Origin of the sequence: Halomonas sp. AOP7-B1-5 (genome assembly GCF_052353045.1) — a bacterium.
Taxonomy (GTDB): domain Bacteria; phylum Pseudomonadota; class Gammaproteobacteria; order Pseudomonadales; family Halomonadaceae; genus Vreelandella; species Vreelandella colorata.
Genome location: NZ_JBQTDC010000003.1, coordinates 177,244 through 195,930 on the forward strand (window position 1 = coordinate 177,244; position 18,687 = coordinate 195,930).

Here is an 18,687-nt window from a genome sequence, read left to right on the forward strand (position 1 = left end):
ACGCGATGAGTAGCGCCGCAGAGTATCGGGTTGCCGTTCGTGCGCTGTGTGACTTCACCGCCCGGGAAGGTGATCTGGACCACCGCTTCACCCCGTCACCCAGCGCCCAGGAAGGTATTGCCGGGCATACCCTGGTCGCCAGCCGCCGGGGCGATGACTACCTTGCCGAAATGCCGCTTTCCGGTACCTATAAAAGCTTGACCGTCACTGGGCGCGCCGATGGGTATGCGCCTGCCGAAAACCGTCTGGAAGAGGTCAAGACCTATCGCGGCAACCTTGAGCGCATGGCCGATAACCAGCGCGCGCTGCACTGGGCACAGGTAAAAATCTACGGCGCCCTGTTATGCAAAGCGCGCGGCCTGGATGAAGTGACGCTCACGCTGGTGTATCTGGATATCGCCACCGAAAAAGAGACCTTGCTGAGTCAAAAAGCGCGGGCAGCCGAGCTTGAGGCGTTCTTTACCACCCAGTGCGAGCGCTTTATTGCCTGGGCCGAGCAGGAAGCGGCGCATCGTAAAAATCGCGATGCGACGTTAAACGACCTTCAATTTCCTCATACTACGTTTCGCCCTGGCCAGCGCGAGTTGGCCGAAGATGTTTACAAAGCCGCCAGCACCGGTCGTTGCCTGCTGGCTCAGGCGCCTACCGGGATCGGCAAGACGCTGGCCACACTGTTTCCCATGCTCACCGCCATGCCCCGCCAGCGCCTTGACCGCATCGCCTTTCTGACCATGAAGACCCCGGGGCGGCGTTTGGCGCTGGATGCCCTGGCACAGTTGCGCCTCCAGGCCGAAGCGGATGACAACCCATGCGGCAAGGCGCCCCGCGTACTTGAACTGATCGCGCGGGAGAAAGCCTGCGAGTACCCGGGAACCGCCTGCCACGGCGAGGCCTGCCCACTGGCCGCGGGCTTTTATGACCGGCTACCCGCTGCGCGCCAGGCCGCCGTGGCTGAAAGCTGGTGGGACCGCGACGCGCTGCGCAAGGTGGCGCTTGCTCACAGCATTTGCCCGTATTACCTGGGCCAGGAATTGGCGCGCTGGGCGGATGTCATCGTGGGCGACGTTAACCACTGGTTTGATCGCCATGCGCTGCTTCATGGCCTGGCCCAGGCCGATGATTGGCGGGTGGGGCTTCTAGTGGATGAAGCACATAACCTGGTGGAGCGGGCACGCGGCATGTACAGCGCCGAGCTTGATCAGCAGCGCTTCAACCGCGTAAAACGCAGCGCCCCGAAAGCCCTTGGCCGCTCACTGGCAAGCCTTGGCCGGCAGTGGCAGGCGGTGGTGAAAGACGTTGCTGACAGTAAGCCGGATGATACGGGACGGGCAGACTATCACCTGCTTGAGACGCTGCCCGATAAGCTGGTGGGCGCCCTTCAGAACGCTGCCGCCTCGATCACCAATCACTTGGGCGAGCATCCCGAAGATGCCTCTTTTGAACTCCAGGAGCTACTGTTTGAGGCGTTAGCGTTTTGCCGCCTGGCGGAGAATTTCGGCGATCACTCGCTGTGTGATCTCACCTTAAAAGGCCGAGGGAAGGCGCTAATCGGCCTGCGTAATCTGATACCGGCGGACTTTTTAGCGCCGCGCTTCAAGGCCGCGCATAGCGCCGTGCTGTTCTCAGCCACCTTGACACCGGCCCACTACTACCGCGATCTGCTGGGTCTGCCGATAAACACGGTGTGGCGTGAGGTTTGCTCACCTTTTGTAGCCCGCCAGCTTGAAGTGCGCATTCGCCGAGATATTTCGACCCGCTTTCGCGACCGGGAGGCGTCGCTTGCGCCAATGGTGGCCGAAATGGCCCAGCAATATGAGCAGGCGCCGGGCCATTATCTAGCGTTTTTCAGTAGCTTTACCTACCTCGAAGCCGCGCTTAAGCGGTTCTGCCAACAGCACCCTGACGTCCCCGTGTTTGCCCAAACGCCGGGCATGCGTGAAGCCGAGCGCGAAGCATTCTTGCAGCGTTTTACGCCGGGCGGCCGTGGCATCGGCTTTGCGGTATTGGGCGGCGCCTTTGCTGAAGGGGTGGACCTGCCCGGCGACCGGCTGATTGGAGCGTTTATCGCAACGCTGGGTCTACCCCCGTTTAACGCTTTCAACGAAGCCCTCAAAGCGCGCCTGACGGCACGGTTTGGCAAAGGCGATGACTACACCTACCGTATTCCGGGGATGATCAAGGTGGTACAGGCCGCCGGGCGGGTAATCCGCAGCCCCTCTGATGGGGGGGTTGTGGTATTAATGGATGATCGTTTTGCCCACACCAGCGTGCAGGCGCTGTTACCCAGCTGGTGGGCGATAGGCAGGCAATACAGTTTTTTATAACTAGCTTTATAACCAGCTTGATAACCAGGGAAGCAAGTGAATGGCGGATTTGTTGTGGTACCAGTATGCGTTGATCGGTTTGATCTTTGCCTGGAGCGGTTTTGTCAGAACCAGCCTGGGGTTTGGCGGCGCGGTGCTGGCGTTGCCATTCCTATTACTGGTTGTTAATGACCCGCTGCTTTTCCTGCCGATTATCGCCGTTCACCTACTGATCTTCTCCAGCTGGATTGCCTGGCAGGGCAACCGCCAATTAAAGCGGGAGAACGGCAACGCTTCTGTTGAGAGCAATATTGATTGGGGCTATTTACGCAAAGCTCTGAAAGTCATGATCATCCCCAAGCTGATTGGGGTAGTGGGGCTGTTAACGCTGCCTGCCAATATCATGACCGGCATTATTTTCGGCATCGTGCTGGTCTACGCCATCGGCTATGTGCTCAATAAGCCCTTCAAGAGCAACAACAAGTATGTCGACTATGTGCTGCTGGCGCTGGGTGGTTATGTCAGCGGTACGTCGCTGATTGGTGCGCCGCTGATCGTGGCCGTGTTTGCCTCGCATGTCGTCAAGGAACAGCTGCGCGATACCATGTTCGTGCTGTGGTTTATTCTGGTCGTGATCAAGATGATCTCGTTTCTGTTTGCCGGCGTGGATCTACAGTTGATTCACCAGCTGTGGCTATTGCCCTGTGCGCTTGCCGGTCATCTGCTGGGCGAGCGGGCACACCGCTATATCGTCAAAGCCGATACGGCGGTGTTTTTCCGGGTGCTGGGCGCGGTGCTGATCTTTGTCAGCATTATTGGGCTGGTATTTTCGCCGTCCTGATGAGTAGGTCATCAGGACGGTGGGGAATGAGAGCAGCTTGGCATAAAGAACGTTGCTACCGCTTTTAGAGCTTGCTATCAGCGCGTAACAGCGTCTTGCCTAGAATAGCCAATATCACGGCCAACACGCAGCAGAGCACGGCCATGCCCGTGTAGACGTTGCGTAAGGAGTCCAGCCAGATAACCGCAGGGGCGACCGCAATCGGCGAGATAAACTGGCCGAAGAAGAAGGTTGCGGTAAAGCCTCCAAACACGCGGCCACGCACTCGCTGCGGCGTAATGCGCATCAGCCAGGCGGTGGTGTTGGGCATAAAGGCGCCCAGGCCCAAGCCGGAGACGGCCGCGCCCGCAATTGCCATGGCATAGCTGTGCGTAAGTCCGACGACCAGAAAGCCTGCAGCGGCTAACACAAACCCGGCCACATAGATCGTGATCACCGATAAAAAGGGTTTGTAGTAGCCGTAGCAGAATGACACGACGCTAGCCGTCAATGCGGCGGTGGAAAGTGCGACGCCGATGGCCAAGCCGCTGATCTCGCCCTGTTCAGAGAGTAAAAAGGGGAGCTGAGCCGGAAACATGTAGAACAGCATCATGGCCAGCATGCCCGTGAAGTAGGCCAGCGCCGTGCGGCCGAAGTCGACCTTGACCGGCTCTTCTGCGTGAATGGCGCTGGCGCCAGCTTGTGAATGGGGCTCTCTAAGCATCGCCCAGGCGTAAGGCAGCAGCAGCACGCCGGTCAGGTAGAGCAAGAAAGGCCCGCGCCAGCTCCAGTCGGAAAGCAGGCCGCCCAGGTTGATGAACACCACCCCGCCGAGCGCCATGCAGCTACTCTGCAACCCCAGAAAGCGTATCCGCTCGGAGCCTTCCAGGTAGTCGCCTACCAGCGTGGTGCTGATACTCAGGATGCCCGCCACGGCCACGCCCATCAGCGCCCTTGAGGCCAACAAGAGCTCGACGCTATCGATCAGAAAGCCCGCGCCACCCGCCAGCCCGTAAATGCTCAGCATCAACAGCAGCAACGGCTTGCGCCCAAACCGGTCGGCCAGATAGCCCATCAGCGGGCTGAACAGCGTAATCATCAGCGCGGGCAGCGTCAGGATCAGTTGAATCAGCACCTGCGGATGCTCGGAAAAATGGCGGCTGATACCCGGCAGGGCAGGCGCGATAATCGCCCCCGACATCACGGTCATGGTGCTGGCAAACAGCAGCACGGCTTTGGTATGGGCTAAACGGCTGATGGTGAACTTCCCTGGATAAACATCGAAATGACAAAGGCTCCGATGATAGCACTGTCGTTAGCAAGCTACTATTTTCCGCCAGGAAGTAATGGATGGTGAAGGGTAAGCGGCGACAAGTCCGTTAGCAGTGTTTTATAAAAGGGATATGGGGAAGGGCGCGAATTACAAGCGAACTCGCCTGTGTGCAAAGGCTGATGGTCCAGCCTTGTTGCTGCCATTGCCAGGCATGAACATCGCCCCCAGCGGCTAGCCGCTCAAGACGGGTGCTCAATACATGGCTTGAAGGCGTGCCGGACAGGCTATCCAGCTTGTAAAGCGCTTCGTGGAGGGTCCATGCGCGGTAAAAGGCGTCCAGAGGTACCGCAGACTGATGTATCTTGCGGCGTACGTCGGCCTCAGGCAGGCACGCCACCAGCTCGGGTAAGCGTTTCTCATGGCGCAGGCGAGCATGCTCGATGTCGATGCCCATCGGTGCCGTGGAAATACCTGCAATGACGCGCCCATCGCGGTGGGAGAGACATGCTTTCCAGGGCGGTGGAAGCGCTGGGTGCCATGGCGCGCCGCCGCCTCTGGGAGACCACTCACTAACGGGGCAGTGGTAGCCACGCGCGTCGGCAAGCCTGGAGAGAAGCTCTCTGCCCAGCGCCGATAAACAAGCCCCGCTGCTGTGAGCGGGGGCTTGGGCCAACACAATGTCCAGATAGGCGATCATTCGTCGGCTAACGTGACAACATCACCTCGCAGCACGACACCGGCCATGATGGCGCCCGCATGGCACTCGTACTCACTGGTTGAGGACATCGGGCGGCGGTCATAGAAACTTTCAATATTAACAACCGCATTGCCGCCTTCTTCCCTGACACGGTCTTGCAAGCTGAGCAGCGCCGAGAGCATGACCCACTCGCAGGCTTCTACATCAGACTTGTTGAAGGCATTGGTCTTTTTATTTGTGACCGCAGGACCATACTCGGCGGTGATCTCGCCGTGCGGGGTGTCGCCAAAGATAAATTGAATATTGGAATCGAGCCGTGCTCTGGCGTCGGGCGTGTTCAATGCGTCCTCAATGGAGAGCATGTGTGTCGTGTCGCGCGCATGGCTCGTCGTGCTTACGAGTAGAGCGCCTAGCAGCACTCCCATTAACATTATTCCTCGGCTCATTTAGCGTTCCTTCTTGCTGGGTTTAAGTACCTGAGAGCAGGTAGTGTGAGTGGCCCTGAGCAGGATGCTGACATCAGGACCAGCGACGGAAGATCAACGAGGTGTTGATGCCTCCAAAAGCAAAGTTATTGCTCATGACGTAGTCACACTGCATGTGTCGTCCTGAGCCGTTCAAATAATCGAGTTCTGCACAGGCGTCATCAAGGCGGTCAAGATTGGCGGTGCCGTGAAACCAGCCTTCCTGCATCATCTTGATGGCCACCCAGGCTTCCAGCGCGCCGCAGGCGCCCAGCGTGTGGCCGGTGAAGCTTTTGAAAGCGCTAATCGGCAGGTTTGAGCCGAACACCGCGTGTGTCGCATGGCTCTCGGCAATATCGCCCCGCTCGGTGGCCGTGCCGTGGGCGCTGACATAACCAATCTGCTCGGGCTGCAAATTTGCATCCTCCAGTGCCTGGCGTATCGCCTGCTCCATGACACTGGCATCCGGCTGGGTAACGTGGCGGCCATCGCTGTTGGTGCCAAAGCCCACAAGCTCGGCGTGAATGGTGGCTCCCCGAGCCTGGGCGTGCTCCAGCTCCTCAAGAATCAGCGTGCCTGCCCCTTCTCCGATCACCAGGCCGTCGCGTTCGGCGTCAAAGGGGCGCGGCGAGGTGTGCGGCGCGTCATTGAGCGTGCTGGTGGCAAATAGCGTATCGAAGACGGCCGCCTCGGAAGCCGAAAGCTCCTCGCAGCCGCCCGCGATCATGGCGGTCTGGCGTCCAAAGCGAATGGCTTCGTAAGCATAGCCGATGCCCTGGCTGCCAGACGTGCAGGCACTTGAGGTGGTATAGATCCGTCCGCGCACCCCGAGAAAAACGCCGATATTGACCGGTGCGGTGTGGGCCATCATGCGAATATAGGAGTTGGCGTTCAGGCCGTCGGTCGACTTATTGATCAACATATTGCCAAAGTCGGCGACGGCATCGGGTTCCCCTGCGGAGGCGCCGTACGCGATCCCCATCTGGCCACTGCCTAAGAGCGGCGTGTCCAGCAGGCCTGCATCTTCCAGGGCCAGTTCACTGGCACGCGTGGCCATCTGCGCGCCACGACCCATGCTGCGCAGCGCCCGACGATGATAGTGGGCAGGCAAGTTGAAGTCGCGTACCGGGGCACCCAGGCGCGTATTGAGGCCGTCATAGCATTCCCAGTCATCCATGTGGATAACGCCGTTTTGCAAGCGCTCAAGGCGTGCCTTTATGCTTGGCCAGTCGTTGCCGATAGGCGAGAAGCCGGCCATGCCGGTCACTACCACTCGGCGCCCCAGCCTGTCCTGGCGTTGTGCATTGCTTGCCATCAGCACATTCCTCCGTTGACGGCGAACACCTGCCGCGTGATATAGCCGGCATCGCCTGAGCATAGAAAGCCCACCGTGGCCGCGACTTCTTCGCTGGTGCCGGTGCGGCGCATGGGAATCAGCTTGAGCGCCTCCTCGGTAACCAGGTCGTCGGTCATGTCGGTGTCGATCAACCCTGGGGCAACGCAGTTGACCGTAATGCGGCGTTTAGCCAGCTCCACGGCCAGTGCTTTCATGGCGCCGATCAGCCCGGCCTTGGCAGCGCTGTAGTTGACCTGGCCACGGTTGCCCATCATGCCTGAAACCGAGGACATCACGACGATGCGGCCGGGTGCCCGGCGGCGAATCATTGGCATGACGAGGGGTTTCACGACGTTGTAGAAGCCATCAAGGTTGGTGTGGATCACGCTGTCCCAATCCTCATCAGAGAGCGCGGGGAAGGCGCCGTCGGCGGTAATGCCTGCATTGCAGACAACGCCATAGTAGGCGCCATGCGCTTCGATATCGGCATCCAGCGCCTGCTGCGCCGCGGCCCTGTCGGCAACATCAAAGCACAGCACGCGGGCATTGCGGCCCATATCACGAATCTGGTTTGCGACGGCTTTTGCCTCTGCCTGACGCTGGCGGCAATGTACGACGATATCGAAGCCATCCCGCGCCAGGCGCAAAGCGATAGCTTGGCCGATACCGCGGCTTGAACCGGTAACCAGGATGGTATTCGTCATTGGGTGCTCCCTTGTTGCATCATTTCCAGCGCCTGTTGCGAATCGGGCTGAAACACGTTGAGTGTGGCGTTAGCGATCAGCTGTTGCTGAGCATCTAGCAAGCGCCCCTGAAACGCGCCCAGGCCATTATCTGCCCGAAAATCGAGCTCCACTTCGATGCGTATTGGCTGATCGAAGGGGAAAAACGGCTGCTGGCACTGATAACGGCGCGTGCCGAGTAGAAAGCCGATTTTCGGCGTATCGCCTGACGCCACGGATTGCACACCGGCCCACGCGGCAACGGCCTGGGCAAGCCACTCTAACCCGACCCAGCCGGGAATACCGTCTGGCGTGGCGAACAGGTTGTCGGGTTGGGGTACGACGCGGGCATGCAGATGTTCGTCACCCACGGCCAGTAGCGTATCCAGAAGGCACATGCCCAGGCGGTGTGGCACGTACGGCGCGATATCGCAGGGCAGGTCAAGCCGTGCGGGCATAAGTGAATCATTCATTGAAACGTTCCAGCAACAAGGCGATGTTATTACCCCCGAACGCGAAGGCATTGCTGATCGCGCAACGGCCTTGGTGAGTCGTCGTCTTGGCGTAATTCAGTAACGCAAGTTCTGGGTCGACGGCACTATCGTGAACCTGGGGCGGCAGGCGGCCCTCATTGAGCGTCAGCCAGCAGAACGCCGCTTCGAGCGCGCCGCAGGCGCCCAGTGTGTGCCCGGTCAGGGCCTTCGTTGAACTGCACGGTAACGTACTGCCGAAAAGCGTTGCGACTGCCTTGGCTTCCATGCTGTCGTTCTGGCGCGTGGCGGTGCCGTGCAGGTTGAGATAATCAATGGCCGTGGCGGGCAGCTTGGCCATGGCAAGCGCCGCTTGCATCGCCTGAATGGCCCCTTGGCCATCTGGCCGTGGGGCGGAAATATGGTAAGCGTCGCTGCTTTCACCATAGCCACTGAGCTGAATACCGCCGGTTTCCGCCGTCACCAGAAACAGCGCGGCGGCTTCTCCAAGGTTGATACCGTCACGCTCGGCCGCGAAAGGCTGAGACGGGCGGTCGCTAAGCGCCTCAAGCGAGGCAAACCCGTTGACGGTCAACCCGCAAAGACTGTCAGCCCCACCGGCGATGACCGCATCGCACGCGCCGCTCGCCAGCAGGCGTTTGGCGCTTGCCAGGGCGCGCGCACTTGACGTACAGGCGGTAGAGAGCGTGTAGGCTGGCCCGTCAAGGCCGAGCCACTCGGCAACGAACCGGGCCGGCGAGCCAATTTCATGGCGCTGGTAATGAAAGTCGTCGGGCCAGTGGCCTTCTCGCTGACGCTCAGCCAGCGCCGTTTCGGTTTCGCCGATGCCGGAGGTACTGGTGCCGAGCACCACGCCGATACGCGCCTGGGGGTGCCGCTTGCGAAAAGCCTCAAGCGTCGGTGCCAGTTGCGCCAAAGCGGCAGCCAGCAACTGGTTATTGCGCGAGCGGTGCGCTGGCGGCAGTGCCTGGGCATCGGGCAGGGAGGTCGTGACTCGGCCTAGCGGTAAAGGCCGCCCGGGGGTAAACACGTCGTCATACTCAAGCCCACGACGGCCAGTGAACAGGGCATCGGCAATGGTTGCCAGATCGTCACCGATCGAACAGACCAGGGCCGGTGGCAGGAGGCGACAAGGAGGCATCTGAGACGCTATCAAGGGGTTAAACATGGGGCGGCTGTCTGGTCGGTGTCACTGTTACTGTTACTGTCACTAAGGGGCATGATATACAGGCGGTAACCTGCCTCGACGTCGTCAATTAACGTGCATGCCGGGTTACCGCTGATCCGTGCGACGACGCGCTGTCGATAGCGGATCGTGCGGCCCGTCTCATCTTCTTGCAGTGACCAGGCGTTGGACTCAAAGGCTTGGTCAATAGCAGGCGCGGGCCACAGGTTCCAGCTCAAACGGCTAGCCAGCCACTCGGCGGTAAAGGGCGGCTCAAAGGCCGCATCCTGTAGAAAGCGGCTGCCGCTGTCGTCGTGTATCAGGGTCAGCAGGCGCTGGCCTTGTGGGCTTAGTATGGCCAGGCGCAACGCCTTGTCGTCGTGGCGCAGAACGCCAATCATCTCATGGCGCTGGTCATCGTGTTCAAACGTCAGGCGCTGCCGCTGCGTTTCCATCTCCGGCAGTGTCGCAAGGCTGGGCACGGTCGCCACCGGCTGTCCGGCACAGCCGGCGAGCACTAATAGGGCGGCGATAATCAATCCTGCCTGATACACCAAACGCGATAACGTCATGGTCATTCGTCCTTTCCTGCGCTATGGCGGTGCATATCGGTACAGGCCTCTGCCAGGCTGTTTAACCGTCGACGGCTGGCGGCAACGAACGGGTTTTCTTCATCCCAGGCGTAGCCGGCGAGCACTGAGCTGATCATGGTGCGTATGCGCGGTACCTGCTGGTCATTGAAGATGATCCGCGGTAAGCGGCCATCGTACCAGGCGTCGACAAATTCGCGGAAGGTGGCGACACCGCGTCGTAGGGGCTGTTCGAACTGGCTATCCCAATCGACGTGTTCACCGGCCAGCTGGCGCTCGACCAGGGGAGCGGCACGCAGAGCCGAATCCAGGGCGATAGTCACGCCTGAAGAGAAAACCGGATCAAGAAATTCGCCCGCGTTACCCAGCAGGGCGAAACCGGGGCCGTGCAGCTGCTCGACATCTGCTGAATACCCTTCCAGGCGGCCAATATCACGCGTGGCGCTCGCATTGACCAGCAGTTCGGCGAGCATCGGTTCGGCACGGATGAAATGCCACAGGCGTTCATCGTCATTAACGCCGGCGGCCTCCAGCGTTGCCCGGTCACCCACGACGCCGACCGATGCCCGTCTATTCTTGAAGGGAATCAGCCAGTACCAGATGCCGGGATGCTCAGGGTGCAAACCGATCAGGATCTTCTCGCGGTCGTAACGCGAACAGTCGATGCGATCCTCGATATGCGTAAACAGCGCGCAGCGTGACTCAAGCGTCGAGGGGCGGGCAAGGCCGGTGAGGCGCGCCAGGACGCGCCCATAGCCACTGGCATCGAGCACAAAGCGTGCGTGTAACGAGCGCTGCTCACCGTTGGCATCGACCAACGTAAGGCTGGGCCGCTCAGGGTCGGCGGTAAACGCTTCAACGCGGGTATCAAACTCAACCTGTGCGCCCAGCTGGCGCGCGCCTTCGATCAGGCGCTGGTCGAAATCAGCGCGTTCGACTTGCCACGTGGTGCCTGGGCCAGGCGTGAACTTGTCGCGAAAATCGATGGCGGCATAGCGATCCCGCCAGGTAAAGGCCGCCCCGTTCTTGATTTGAAATCCGCCGGCCTTGGCGGCCTCCAGCAGGCCGCAGGCCTCAAGATGCACCATGCACTGGGGCAATAAACTTTCACCGATGGAGAAGCGCGGAAAGCGGCTGCGCTCGATCACCCGCACATCCAGCCCCCGCTTTGCAAGCCAGGCCGCCGCCGCTGCGCCGGCAGGGCCGGCGCCGATGATGGCCACATCGGTGCTGTCTTGGGTTCCCAAACGCTGGGGTTTTAAAGACTGAGCTTTCATGTGCTGTGTTGCTTCTGTCGCCATCAGGGAGTGTCCTGTCGAGAAGAGAGAGACCGGGCGCCCGCCCTGGCAAACGGCACAAGCGCCCATGCGGATGCAAGGCCAATGAGGCAGGTCAGCCCCAGGTAGTGAAGCGCGGGTGTGGCACTGAACGCCAGTAGGCCGAAGGCCAAAAGGCTCGAGGCACACGACAGGCTAATGGCCAGCCACACGGCTGCGCTGTCCGGGTGTTCCGTGCTGAAGATGCCCGCATCAAGACCGATACCCAGTACCAGCAGCAACCCCAGCAGATGGAAAAGCGTCAACCCGATATTGAGTGCGCTCAACAGTGCCAGGGTCGCCAGCAGAGCACCCAGCGGCGGCAATAATACGCACCAGGCCCGCCCGCGATAGCGAACGCCAAATATCATCGCAAGCCCCGCCACGGCGATGGCCAGGCACAGGGCGATCTGGTCGCGGAGCTGTGCCAAGTGGCTGGATAACGTTGCCACCCGGTCCTGGTAAAGAACGTATTCCGGTGCAGCAAGGCGAGCCAGTGCCTGTTGAGCAGTACTGTCGGCATCGCCCAGCGTTATCAGCGCCGCCATGTCTGCACGCTCGTCATCGGCGTCTGCGCCTAGCCAGAGCATGGCATCGGCTTGCCCCACCGGAGTGTCGAGCCACGTGGTGATCGTCAGCAGCGGTACGCTTTCAAGCGAGCGCTGCGCGGTTTCCAGCAAGGCCGGGGGAAGGCCTGCTTGGGCGATCAGCTCGGGCAGAGCGTTACGGTAGGCCTGACGTACGCGCTCAAGGTTGGCGTCTTGCGTCGCTTTAGAGGGCACCGCCTGGGCCAGGTGGCGGTAGTGGGTCAAGTGCCCTTGCGCCTCTAAATCAGCAAGGTCCGCGTCCAGAGCTTCAAGGCGCTCCAATAGTTCGCCTTCCTGCTCGGCGGTGACAAGCAGGTAGCGGCTGGCGGTCGGGCTATCCAGCAGTATCTGCACGCGTTGCTGCTCGGTAATCAGCTCGGCAGGTGACGGATTGAGCTGGCGAAGATCATCGTCAGCGGACAGCCGCGTGGCGATCATGACGACTGCGAGAACCCCAAGCAGGGCGAGCAGCCCCCAATACCTGGGCGCGTGAAGCGGTAAACGCAGGCGGTTCAGCCGCGTGGCAATACGCGCGGTGGCGGCATGGGGGCGCGGGGTGAACCACGGTAGCCAAAGGCGTACTGTCAGCCAGGCACCTATCAGGCCTAGCGCCACGAACGTGGCCATCTGGCGCAGCCCCGGCAGCGGCGTGGCAAGCTGGACGAGATAGGCGACGAGGCTTGATATCAGGCCGAGTAATAGCCCCGGCCAAAGCCTGGCCAGCGGCTGTTCGGGCGCCAGCTGGCGAGCGCATTGAAAATGCAGGGCGTAATCTATCGCAATGCCGATCAAGCTGGCGCCAAAGGCCAGGGTCAGCAGGTTGAGCGTACCAAACAATAGCCAGGTCAAGGGCAGCGCAAACAGAACGCCACACGCCACCGGCAGCAACAGGCTGGCCAGTATCGAACCGCGCCGAAAGGTGATCCAGAGCAGCAAGGCGATACCCAGCAGCGAGCCGATGCCGATAGTCAAGGTTTCGCGCTTGGCCTGCTCGGCACCGGCGGCGGCGTGAAACACCAGCCCGCTGCGCAGCAGCTCGGCGTCTGAATGAGCATCGCTAAATTCCGCAAGCGCCGTGCCAAGGCGTTGCTGCATGGCCATATCGTAGGGGCTGGACGTGAGTTGGCCGCTGACGATGAACCAGGCAGCGCCCTCATCCTTGACGGCAGGCAGGCCGTCGATCAGGCGAATGGGGCCAGCCAGGCGCTGGTCCTGCCAGGCATCCAGCAGGCCAAAGGGGTCCTGGCGTGGGTCCGCGTCGCCTCCCGGCGTGAACAGCTGTCGCAGACCACGTTGTACCCAGGCGTCGTTATCGGCAGCGGCCAACGAGGGCGATAGCAGCCGATAACGGTACGCTGACAAGTCGCTGTCGGGGGTGTGCAGAATGTCATCGTCAAAGGCCGTGACGCTGGCCGATTGTTCAAGGCGGGCCTTGAGATCCGCAACCAGCCGAGCCGGCGCTTCGCCCTGCACCAGCAGCACGAAGCGGTCCTCGAAGGCTTGCGTCAAGCGCTGTTCGGCGTATTCGAGCAGCGCTCCCTGCCGGGTTTCCGGGAGCAGCGCAGTGATGCGCGTATCCAGCGCTGCGCCTTTGCTCAGCAGGCCAGCCAAGAGCAGGGCGCAGCCCAGCAGCAGCCCCGCCCAGCCGATAGCTGCCAGACGCTCCAGGCGCCCGGGACGCGTTGCTTCACTCACGGTGTGTGCTTATCGTCTTCAAGGCGCTCGCAATCCGCGCCACTCAAGGCAAGCTCGAGGCGGTCATCATTGGTGAACGCGATCTCGACACGCTCTACCTGCTGGTTGCCGTGAACCATCAGGTGGTCAAGCCGTTGGGCGATGTTCGCTTCACTGGGAGTAAGCGTGGCCTGCCACTCATCTTGAGTGCCGCTGAGTTCGATGGCGAAGTATCTCTCCAACGCCTGCCAGTCGCCTGAAAGCAGGCCACCAAGCACCGGGGCGACCGCCTGAAAACCCATCGGCAGCTCGTCGTTGTCCGCGCTCAGCACCACGCGGTCATTTATGGGGGAGGTCGTTTGCCAGACAAGCCCCGCGTCTTGATGTTCAAAGGTTCCACGGCTTTCCAGCTGACTATCGAGATCGGCTAGCCAGCGTGTCTGCTCGAATCGCCCGCACTGCGGTGCATTGTCAGCCAGGCGTGCGGCAAGCTCGTCAGTGTCAGGAGCCGCCCACGCGGTGGCGCTGGCGGCCAGCATGGTGAGGGCAAGGGCACAAAAGGCTGCTTGGTTAATGGCGCGCATCATTGATTGGCCTCCTGCCAGGCGAGCAGACGTTCCCGCAGAACGGGGGGCGATTCCAGGCGCATTTCGCGGTCTTCAATTCCGACGGCCACCTGAACGCTCCAGGCGCGCGTCAGGCGTTTGCGTGTGTGTGCATCGCGGATGGTGTAGTCGATCTTGAGGCGGTTCTCCCACTCGCTCAGGCGCGCTTCGATTGCGATTCGCTGGGCGAATAGCACCGGGGCCGCGTAGCGCAGGCGTAAATCGATCACCGGCCAGGCAAACCCTGAGGCCTGCATTTGGGGATAGTTGTAATCGAGCGCATCAAGCAGCGCGCAGCGGGCAATTTCCAGATAGCGCACATAGTGGCCATGCCAGGCCACCTGCATCATGTCGATATCGTGGAACGGTATCGTCAGTTCGGTCTCGTAGCGGGGCAGTTTGCCATCATCAAGCGTCATATAGGCTCCAGTGGCGTTGGCGAATCACGTCACACAGGGTGCGGAGTTCGTGTTCCAGGGCGCGGTCTTCGCCAAGTGCCGGAAAGATCTGGCGGCAGTCGGTCAGAAATTCAGCCAGACGGTCGGGCAACGGTGGCGTATCGCCTATCTGGCTGCGTAGCTCAACACCCTGACAGGCCGCGTGCAGCGTGGCGGCCGCGACCTGTTCTACCAGGGTGAGCACACGCAGCGCATCGCGGGCGGCAATCGTGCCCATGCTGACCTTGTCCTGATTGTGGCATTCGGTGGAGCGCGAGAAAACGCTGGCGGGCATGGTCAGCTTTAGCGCCTCGGCGGTCCATGCGGATGCGCCGATCTGCACGGCCTTGTAGCCATGATTAAGGCTGGCCCGCTCGGGGGCGGCGCCGCTCAGGTTGCTGGGCAACCCATGATTGAAACGAGCATCCACCAGCAGCGCCAGTTGGCGGTCGAGCAAATCCGCGAGGTTGGCGCAGGCCTGCTTGAGGCTATCCATGGCGAAGGCGACATGGCCGCCGTAAAAGTGGCCGCCGTGCATGACCTTGCCTTGTTCGGCGTCGATCAACGGATTGTCGTTGGCGCTGTTGAGTTCGTTCTCGAGAAACTGGCGCCACCAGGGCAGGGCATCTTCCACTACGCCGATCACATGCGGGGCGCAGCGCGTCGAGTAGCGATCCTGAAGGCGCGATGAGTTGCGCGGCGTATCGGGCGCGTGGAGATCCTCGCGCAGGCGTTCGGCTACCTTGTTCTGCCCCGGGTGCGGTTTGGCGGCGAAAAGCTCGGCATCAAAGTGGTAGGGGTTGCCGTTCAGCGCATGCACACAAAGCGCCGTGATACGGGTGGTCAGGCGCGCCAGATAAGTGGTGCGGGCGAAGGCGAACACGCTCAGCGCTGTCATCACCGCGGTGCCGTTCATCAGTGCCAGACCTTCCTTGGGCTTCAGGCGATAGGGTGTAAGCCCGTGCTCGGCGAACACCTCAGCCGTAGGCCGCCGCTTGCCGTCATGAAATACGTCCCGCTCACCGCACAAGACGGCAGCCAGGTAAGATAGCGGTGTGAGATCCCCGCTGGCCCCGACAGAGCCTTCTTCAGGAATCACCGGTATCACGTCGTGTTCAAGCAACCATGTCAGGCGCTCGAGAAGTTCGACGCTGACGCCGGATACGCCGCGACAAAGCGAGACAAGGCGTACCATGATCACTGCCCGCGCGGCTTCAACCGACAGCGCCTCGCCCAACCCGCAGCCATGAAAGGTGTACAACTGACGGGGCAGTTGCTCCAGGTCGGAGGCGGAGACTTCGCGGGTGCAGGAGTCGCCATAACCGGTGGTAACGCCGTAGACGACGCCCTCTTCCTCTAGCAGGCGCTCGAGAAAGGCATTGCCTTTGGCAATACGCTTACGAAAATCGGGGGTCGTCGACAGAATGACGCGGCGGCGACCTTCGGCAACCGCCAACACCTCTTCAAGGCTGACCATCGATCCATCCAGAATGAGCGGCTCGCGGGTAAAAGGGCCCGCCGTCGGGTCACGCAGTATCGTCATGAAGGTATCCAGTGTCATTTATCCAGAAGGGATAAAAATTGAACCATTGCAACGGGTGCCGCCGAACGCGTTCGGCCAGGTGGTCGGCATGCGCCTGCATGGTCTCGGTAATCCACGTTTCACGCTGACGACGAGGCAGGCTCTGGGTGTCGCCAAGAAGCTCAAAGTCGATCCTGAAGTGGTCATCATCGCGCACGCAGGCCAGCGTATAGAGTGGGCAGCGCAGCAAGGTAGCCAGGCGGAAAGGGCCTTCCGGGAAGCTTGCCCGGTCGCCGAGAAAATCAAGCGGCTGGGTTCGCTCGCCTGACAGGGGAAGGCGGTCGGCGGCGATGACCACATAGCCACCAGCGTTAATGCGCTCAGCCAGCGTCTGGGCAGTGGCCGGGGTAACTTCGCTGACTTCGAGAATCTGTGGGCGCGGCTTGCCCGTGACGCGTTCAAGCAGGGCATTGAACTTGCGCGCATTGCGGGTGTGCATCATGACCGTCAGGTCGAGATTGGTATGGCGTTCGGTCAGCGCATTTACAACGTCAAGATTGCCGTGGTGGGCGACAAGGATCAATCCGCCCTGACCGCCAGCGATCGCTTGAGTGAAGCGCTCGACCCCGCTACCCACCAGGCGCTCGTCGGCAATATTGCCGCTCCACGCTTCGACCTTGTCCATCAGCGTTTCGCCAAAGGCCAGAAAGTGGCGGTAGCTTTGCCACCAACGGGCGAAAGGCTGCTGCTTGAGCGAAGGATAAAGGCGTTGCAGAAAAGCCTGGGAAGCGCGTCGCGCCGTGGTATGGACGAGAAAATACCAGAGCATCACCGGCCATAGCGCCAGCCGAAAAGGCCAGCGACCCAGGCGCCGCTGTATAGCCACCATCAGGGTCATTCCCAGCAGCGTGCCGCGTTCGCCGATCCGCGCCCAGTGATGGCTCATGGGCTCACCTCGCGGTGTGGCTGAAAGCGTCGGGCGAGCAAGCGCGGCAGGCGCCACAACATGCCGAAAAACAGGCGCGTATGCATCAGCGATATCTGCCGGTTGTCGCGCCATACGGCAAAATGACTGATGCCATCGCGCGGGTAGTGCACGCGTACCGGCCGGTGCATCATGGCACCTTGTGCCCAGTGCCAGCGCACCAGCACTTCGGTATCGAAGGTCATGCGATTGCCGCAGGGATGGCGGGCCAGCATTCGGTTGAGCGGCGCCACCGGGTAGAGCCTGACCCCGCACATCGAGTCGCGAATATCCAGCGATAAGGTATTTATCCACACCCAGATATGAGTGGCGTAGCGGCCATAGAAGCGCACTCGGGGCACGCTGGCATCATAGCGAGGATAACCCACTACCAGCGTGTGCTGGGCTACCGTTAGCGTGGCGAGAAACGCGGGCAGGTCGTCGACCCCGTGCTGGCCGTCGGCATCGACCTGAAGTGCATGGCTGAACCCCAGCTGCTCGGCGTAGCGTAATCCGGCACGTACCGCCGCCCCCTTGCCCTGGTTAGTCTCAAGACGCAGCAGGTGATGGCCCTGTTCAGCCAGGCGATCCAGAACGGCGGCGCACTGCTGATCACTGCCGTCATCGACCAGCAGCAGCGGTATCTCAAGCGCTGCCAGTTCCGTGCAGAGCGGAGTGATCGTCGCTGGGTGGTTGTACACAGGGATCAGGATACAGGGCCTTGGCTCAGCCATGCTGATCTCCCTTGGGCGCTTGCAGGCGAACCCGCCCGGCGCAGTGGCGCCCTTCCTGGGAGTCAATGCTAAACGCGATACCGTCTTCGCGGCGGGTCAGCTCCAAGGTGAAGCGAGTGCCGGGCAGCAGCGCGCGCGTAAACTTCAAGCGCTCGATACCCAGAAACACACCTCTGTGGCCAAAGATATCGTGGGCATAATGGATGGCCCACTGCACCATCACCACGCCCGGGACGATCGGATACTGATCGAAGTGGCCTTCCAGAAACACCAGCCGCTCCGGAACTTCCAGCGTCAGTACGCAGCTGTTGGCATCCAGAGGATGCTCGCCCAGCCAGCGCGGCGCTTTCGGGTCGTCCAGGTCGGCAAACAGACGGTTGATCAGCGTGCGGTCCAGCTTTCCCTGGGCATTGCTCGGCAGCGTTTCGACAAAGCGCCAATAACGGGGCACGGCAATAGGCTCCAGGTGATCGAAAAGGTATGTGCGCATACGCTGGATCAAATGCTGCCGAGCTTCACGCTGGTGCGGAAGAGATGCTTTATCCAGCACGACCACCGCACCCAGACGGCTGTCGTCGCGGTCAAGGTCGACACAGCGTACTTCGCTGACTTCTTCCACTGCCGTAAGGAGGCGCTCCACATGATCAAGTGAAACGCGCTTGCCGCCAATCTTGACCAGACGATCCGCTCGACCCAGGAGCGTGAAGCCGTCATCTACCGGCGCTACCTGGTCAGGCTGATGCCACCACTGCTGAGGCATCTCAAGATACGGCGATCGCAGGCTCAGGCCGCCATCTTGAAATGCTAACTCCACGCCGGGCAGCGGCTGCCAGCTGATACGGCGTGTTTGGCGACGCTGGGCAATGCCGCCCGTTTCGGTGCTGCCATAGATCTCGATGACCGGCGCCTGTAACAGGCGTTCAGTAAGCTGCGCATGTTCCAGTGCCAAGGGCGCACCCGATGAGAACACGCGGGCAGGCGGCTTAG

At 61.1% G+C, this 18,687-nt stretch carries 18 protein-coding genes; 2 read left to right on the forward strand and 16 right to left on the reverse strand.

The window, feature by feature from the left end; genetic code table 11:
* Window positions 1–5 precede the first annotated feature (5 nt).
* Window positions 6–2,324 carry an ATP-dependent DNA helicase gene (locus ACT3XD_RS03145; RefSeq protein ID WP_192536543.1) on the forward strand — a complete coding sequence of 773 codons (2,319 nt, stop codon included), beginning with the start codon at window positions 6–8 and terminating at the stop codon, window positions 2,322–2,324.
* A gap of 40 nt (window positions 2,325–2,364) precedes the next feature.
* Window positions 2,365–3,144: a sulfite exporter TauE/SafE family protein gene (locus ACT3XD_RS03150; protein WP_018917656.1), complete on the forward strand. Its 780-nt coding sequence runs from the start codon at window positions 2,365–2,367 to the stop codon at window positions 3,142–3,144.
* A 64-nt stretch (window positions 3,145–3,208) separates the two neighbouring features.
* Here the strand turns inward: ACT3XD_RS03150 and ACT3XD_RS03155 are convergent, their stop codons facing one another.
* The 16 genes from ACT3XD_RS03155 to ACT3XD_RS03230 all read right to left on the reverse strand — a co-directional run.
* Window positions 3,209–4,354 carry an MFS transporter gene (locus tag ACT3XD_RS03155; RefSeq protein ID WP_318782726.1) on the reverse strand — a complete coding sequence of 382 codons (1,146 nt, stop codon included), beginning with the start codon at window positions 4,352–4,354 and terminating at the stop codon, window positions 3,209–3,211.
* Between the two features lie 148 nt (window positions 4,355–4,502).
* Window positions 4,503–5,093 carry a 4'-phosphopantetheinyl transferase superfamily protein gene (locus tag ACT3XD_RS03160; protein WP_192536544.1) on the reverse strand — a complete coding sequence of 197 codons (591 nt, stop codon included), beginning with the start codon at window positions 5,091–5,093 and terminating at the stop codon, window positions 4,503–4,505.
* Complete coding sequence (locus ACT3XD_RS03165) at window positions 5,090–5,539, reverse strand: excinuclease ATPase subunit (protein ID WP_192536545.1); 450 nt, start codon at window positions 5,537–5,539, stop codon at window positions 5,090–5,092. Before ACT3XD_RS03165 ends, ACT3XD_RS03160 begins: the two co-directional genes overlap by 4 nt.
* Before the next feature lie 73 nt (window positions 5,540–5,612).
* On the reverse strand, window positions 5,613–6,872 hold the full coding sequence (locus ACT3XD_RS03170) for a beta-ketoacyl-ACP synthase (RefSeq protein WP_192536546.1): 1,260 nt from the start codon (window positions 6,870–6,872) through the stop codon (window positions 5,613–5,615).
* Window positions 6,872–7,597: a 3-oxoacyl-ACP reductase FabG gene (fabG, locus tag ACT3XD_RS03175; protein ID WP_192536547.1), complete on the reverse strand. Its 726-nt coding sequence runs from the start codon at window positions 7,595–7,597 to the stop codon at window positions 6,872–6,874. The genes ACT3XD_RS03170 and fabG overlap by 1 nt, the downstream gene beginning before the upstream one ends.
* Window positions 7,594–8,088 carry an ApeP family dehydratase gene (locus ACT3XD_RS03180; RefSeq protein ID WP_192536548.1) on the reverse strand — a complete coding sequence of 165 codons (495 nt, stop codon included), beginning with the start codon at window positions 8,086–8,088 and terminating at the stop codon, window positions 7,594–7,596. The genes fabG and ACT3XD_RS03180 overlap by 4 nt, the downstream gene beginning before the upstream one ends.
* Window positions 8,081–9,247 carry a beta-ketoacyl-ACP synthase gene (locus ACT3XD_RS03185; RefSeq protein ID WP_192536549.1) on the reverse strand — a complete coding sequence of 389 codons (1,167 nt, stop codon included), beginning with the start codon at window positions 9,245–9,247 and terminating at the stop codon, window positions 8,081–8,083. The genes ACT3XD_RS03180 and ACT3XD_RS03185 overlap by 8 nt, the downstream gene beginning before the upstream one ends.
* 11 nt (window positions 9,248–9,258) lie before the next feature.
* Window positions 9,259–9,849 (reverse strand): DUF3261 domain-containing protein, encoded by a 591-nt coding sequence (locus tag ACT3XD_RS03190; RefSeq protein WP_192536550.1) that lies wholly within the window; start codon window positions 9,847–9,849, stop codon window positions 9,259–9,261.
* Window positions 9,846–11,162, reverse strand: coding sequence for an NAD(P)/FAD-dependent oxidoreductase (locus ACT3XD_RS03195; protein WP_225735981.1), 1,317 nt, complete (start codon window positions 11,160–11,162; stop codon window positions 9,846–9,848). The genes ACT3XD_RS03190 and ACT3XD_RS03195 overlap by 4 nt, the downstream gene beginning before the upstream one ends.
* On the reverse strand, window positions 11,162–13,459 hold the full coding sequence (locus ACT3XD_RS03200) for an MMPL family transporter (RefSeq protein ID WP_192536551.1): 2,298 nt from the start codon (window positions 13,457–13,459) through the stop codon (window positions 11,162–11,164). Before ACT3XD_RS03200 ends, ACT3XD_RS03195 begins: the two co-directional genes overlap by 1 nt.
* On the reverse strand, window positions 13,456–14,025 hold the full coding sequence (locus ACT3XD_RS03205; protein WP_192536552.1) for a LolA-related protein: 570 nt from the start codon (window positions 14,023–14,025) through the stop codon (window positions 13,456–13,458). Before ACT3XD_RS03205 ends, ACT3XD_RS03200 begins: the two co-directional genes overlap by 4 nt.
* Window positions 14,022–14,462 carry an acyl-CoA thioesterase gene (locus ACT3XD_RS03210; RefSeq protein ID WP_018917628.1) on the reverse strand — a complete coding sequence of 147 codons (441 nt, stop codon included), beginning with the start codon at window positions 14,460–14,462 and terminating at the stop codon, window positions 14,022–14,024. The genes ACT3XD_RS03205 and ACT3XD_RS03210 overlap by 4 nt, the downstream gene beginning before the upstream one ends.
* Window positions 14,452–16,023, reverse strand: coding sequence for an HAL/PAL/TAL family ammonia-lyase (locus ACT3XD_RS03215; RefSeq protein WP_441675459.1), 1,572 nt, complete (start codon window positions 16,021–16,023; stop codon window positions 14,452–14,454). Before ACT3XD_RS03215 ends, ACT3XD_RS03210 begins: the two co-directional genes overlap by 11 nt.
* Entirely contained in the window at window positions 16,007–16,948 is a 942-nt protein-coding gene (locus ACT3XD_RS03220) for an LpxL/LpxP family acyltransferase (RefSeq protein ID WP_192539916.1), read from the reverse strand. The genes ACT3XD_RS03215 and ACT3XD_RS03220 overlap by 17 nt, the downstream gene beginning before the upstream one ends.
* Complete coding sequence (locus ACT3XD_RS03225) at window positions 16,945–17,700, reverse strand: glycosyltransferase family 2 protein (RefSeq protein WP_192539917.1); 756 nt, start codon at window positions 17,698–17,700, stop codon at window positions 16,945–16,947. Before ACT3XD_RS03225 ends, ACT3XD_RS03220 begins: the two co-directional genes overlap by 4 nt.
* Window positions 17,693–18,687, reverse strand: a 995-nt coding sequence (locus tag ACT3XD_RS03230; protein ID WP_444280539.1) for an ApeI family dehydratase, incomplete at its 5' end; no start/stop codon positions are given. The genes ACT3XD_RS03225 and ACT3XD_RS03230, both read right to left, overlap by 8 nt.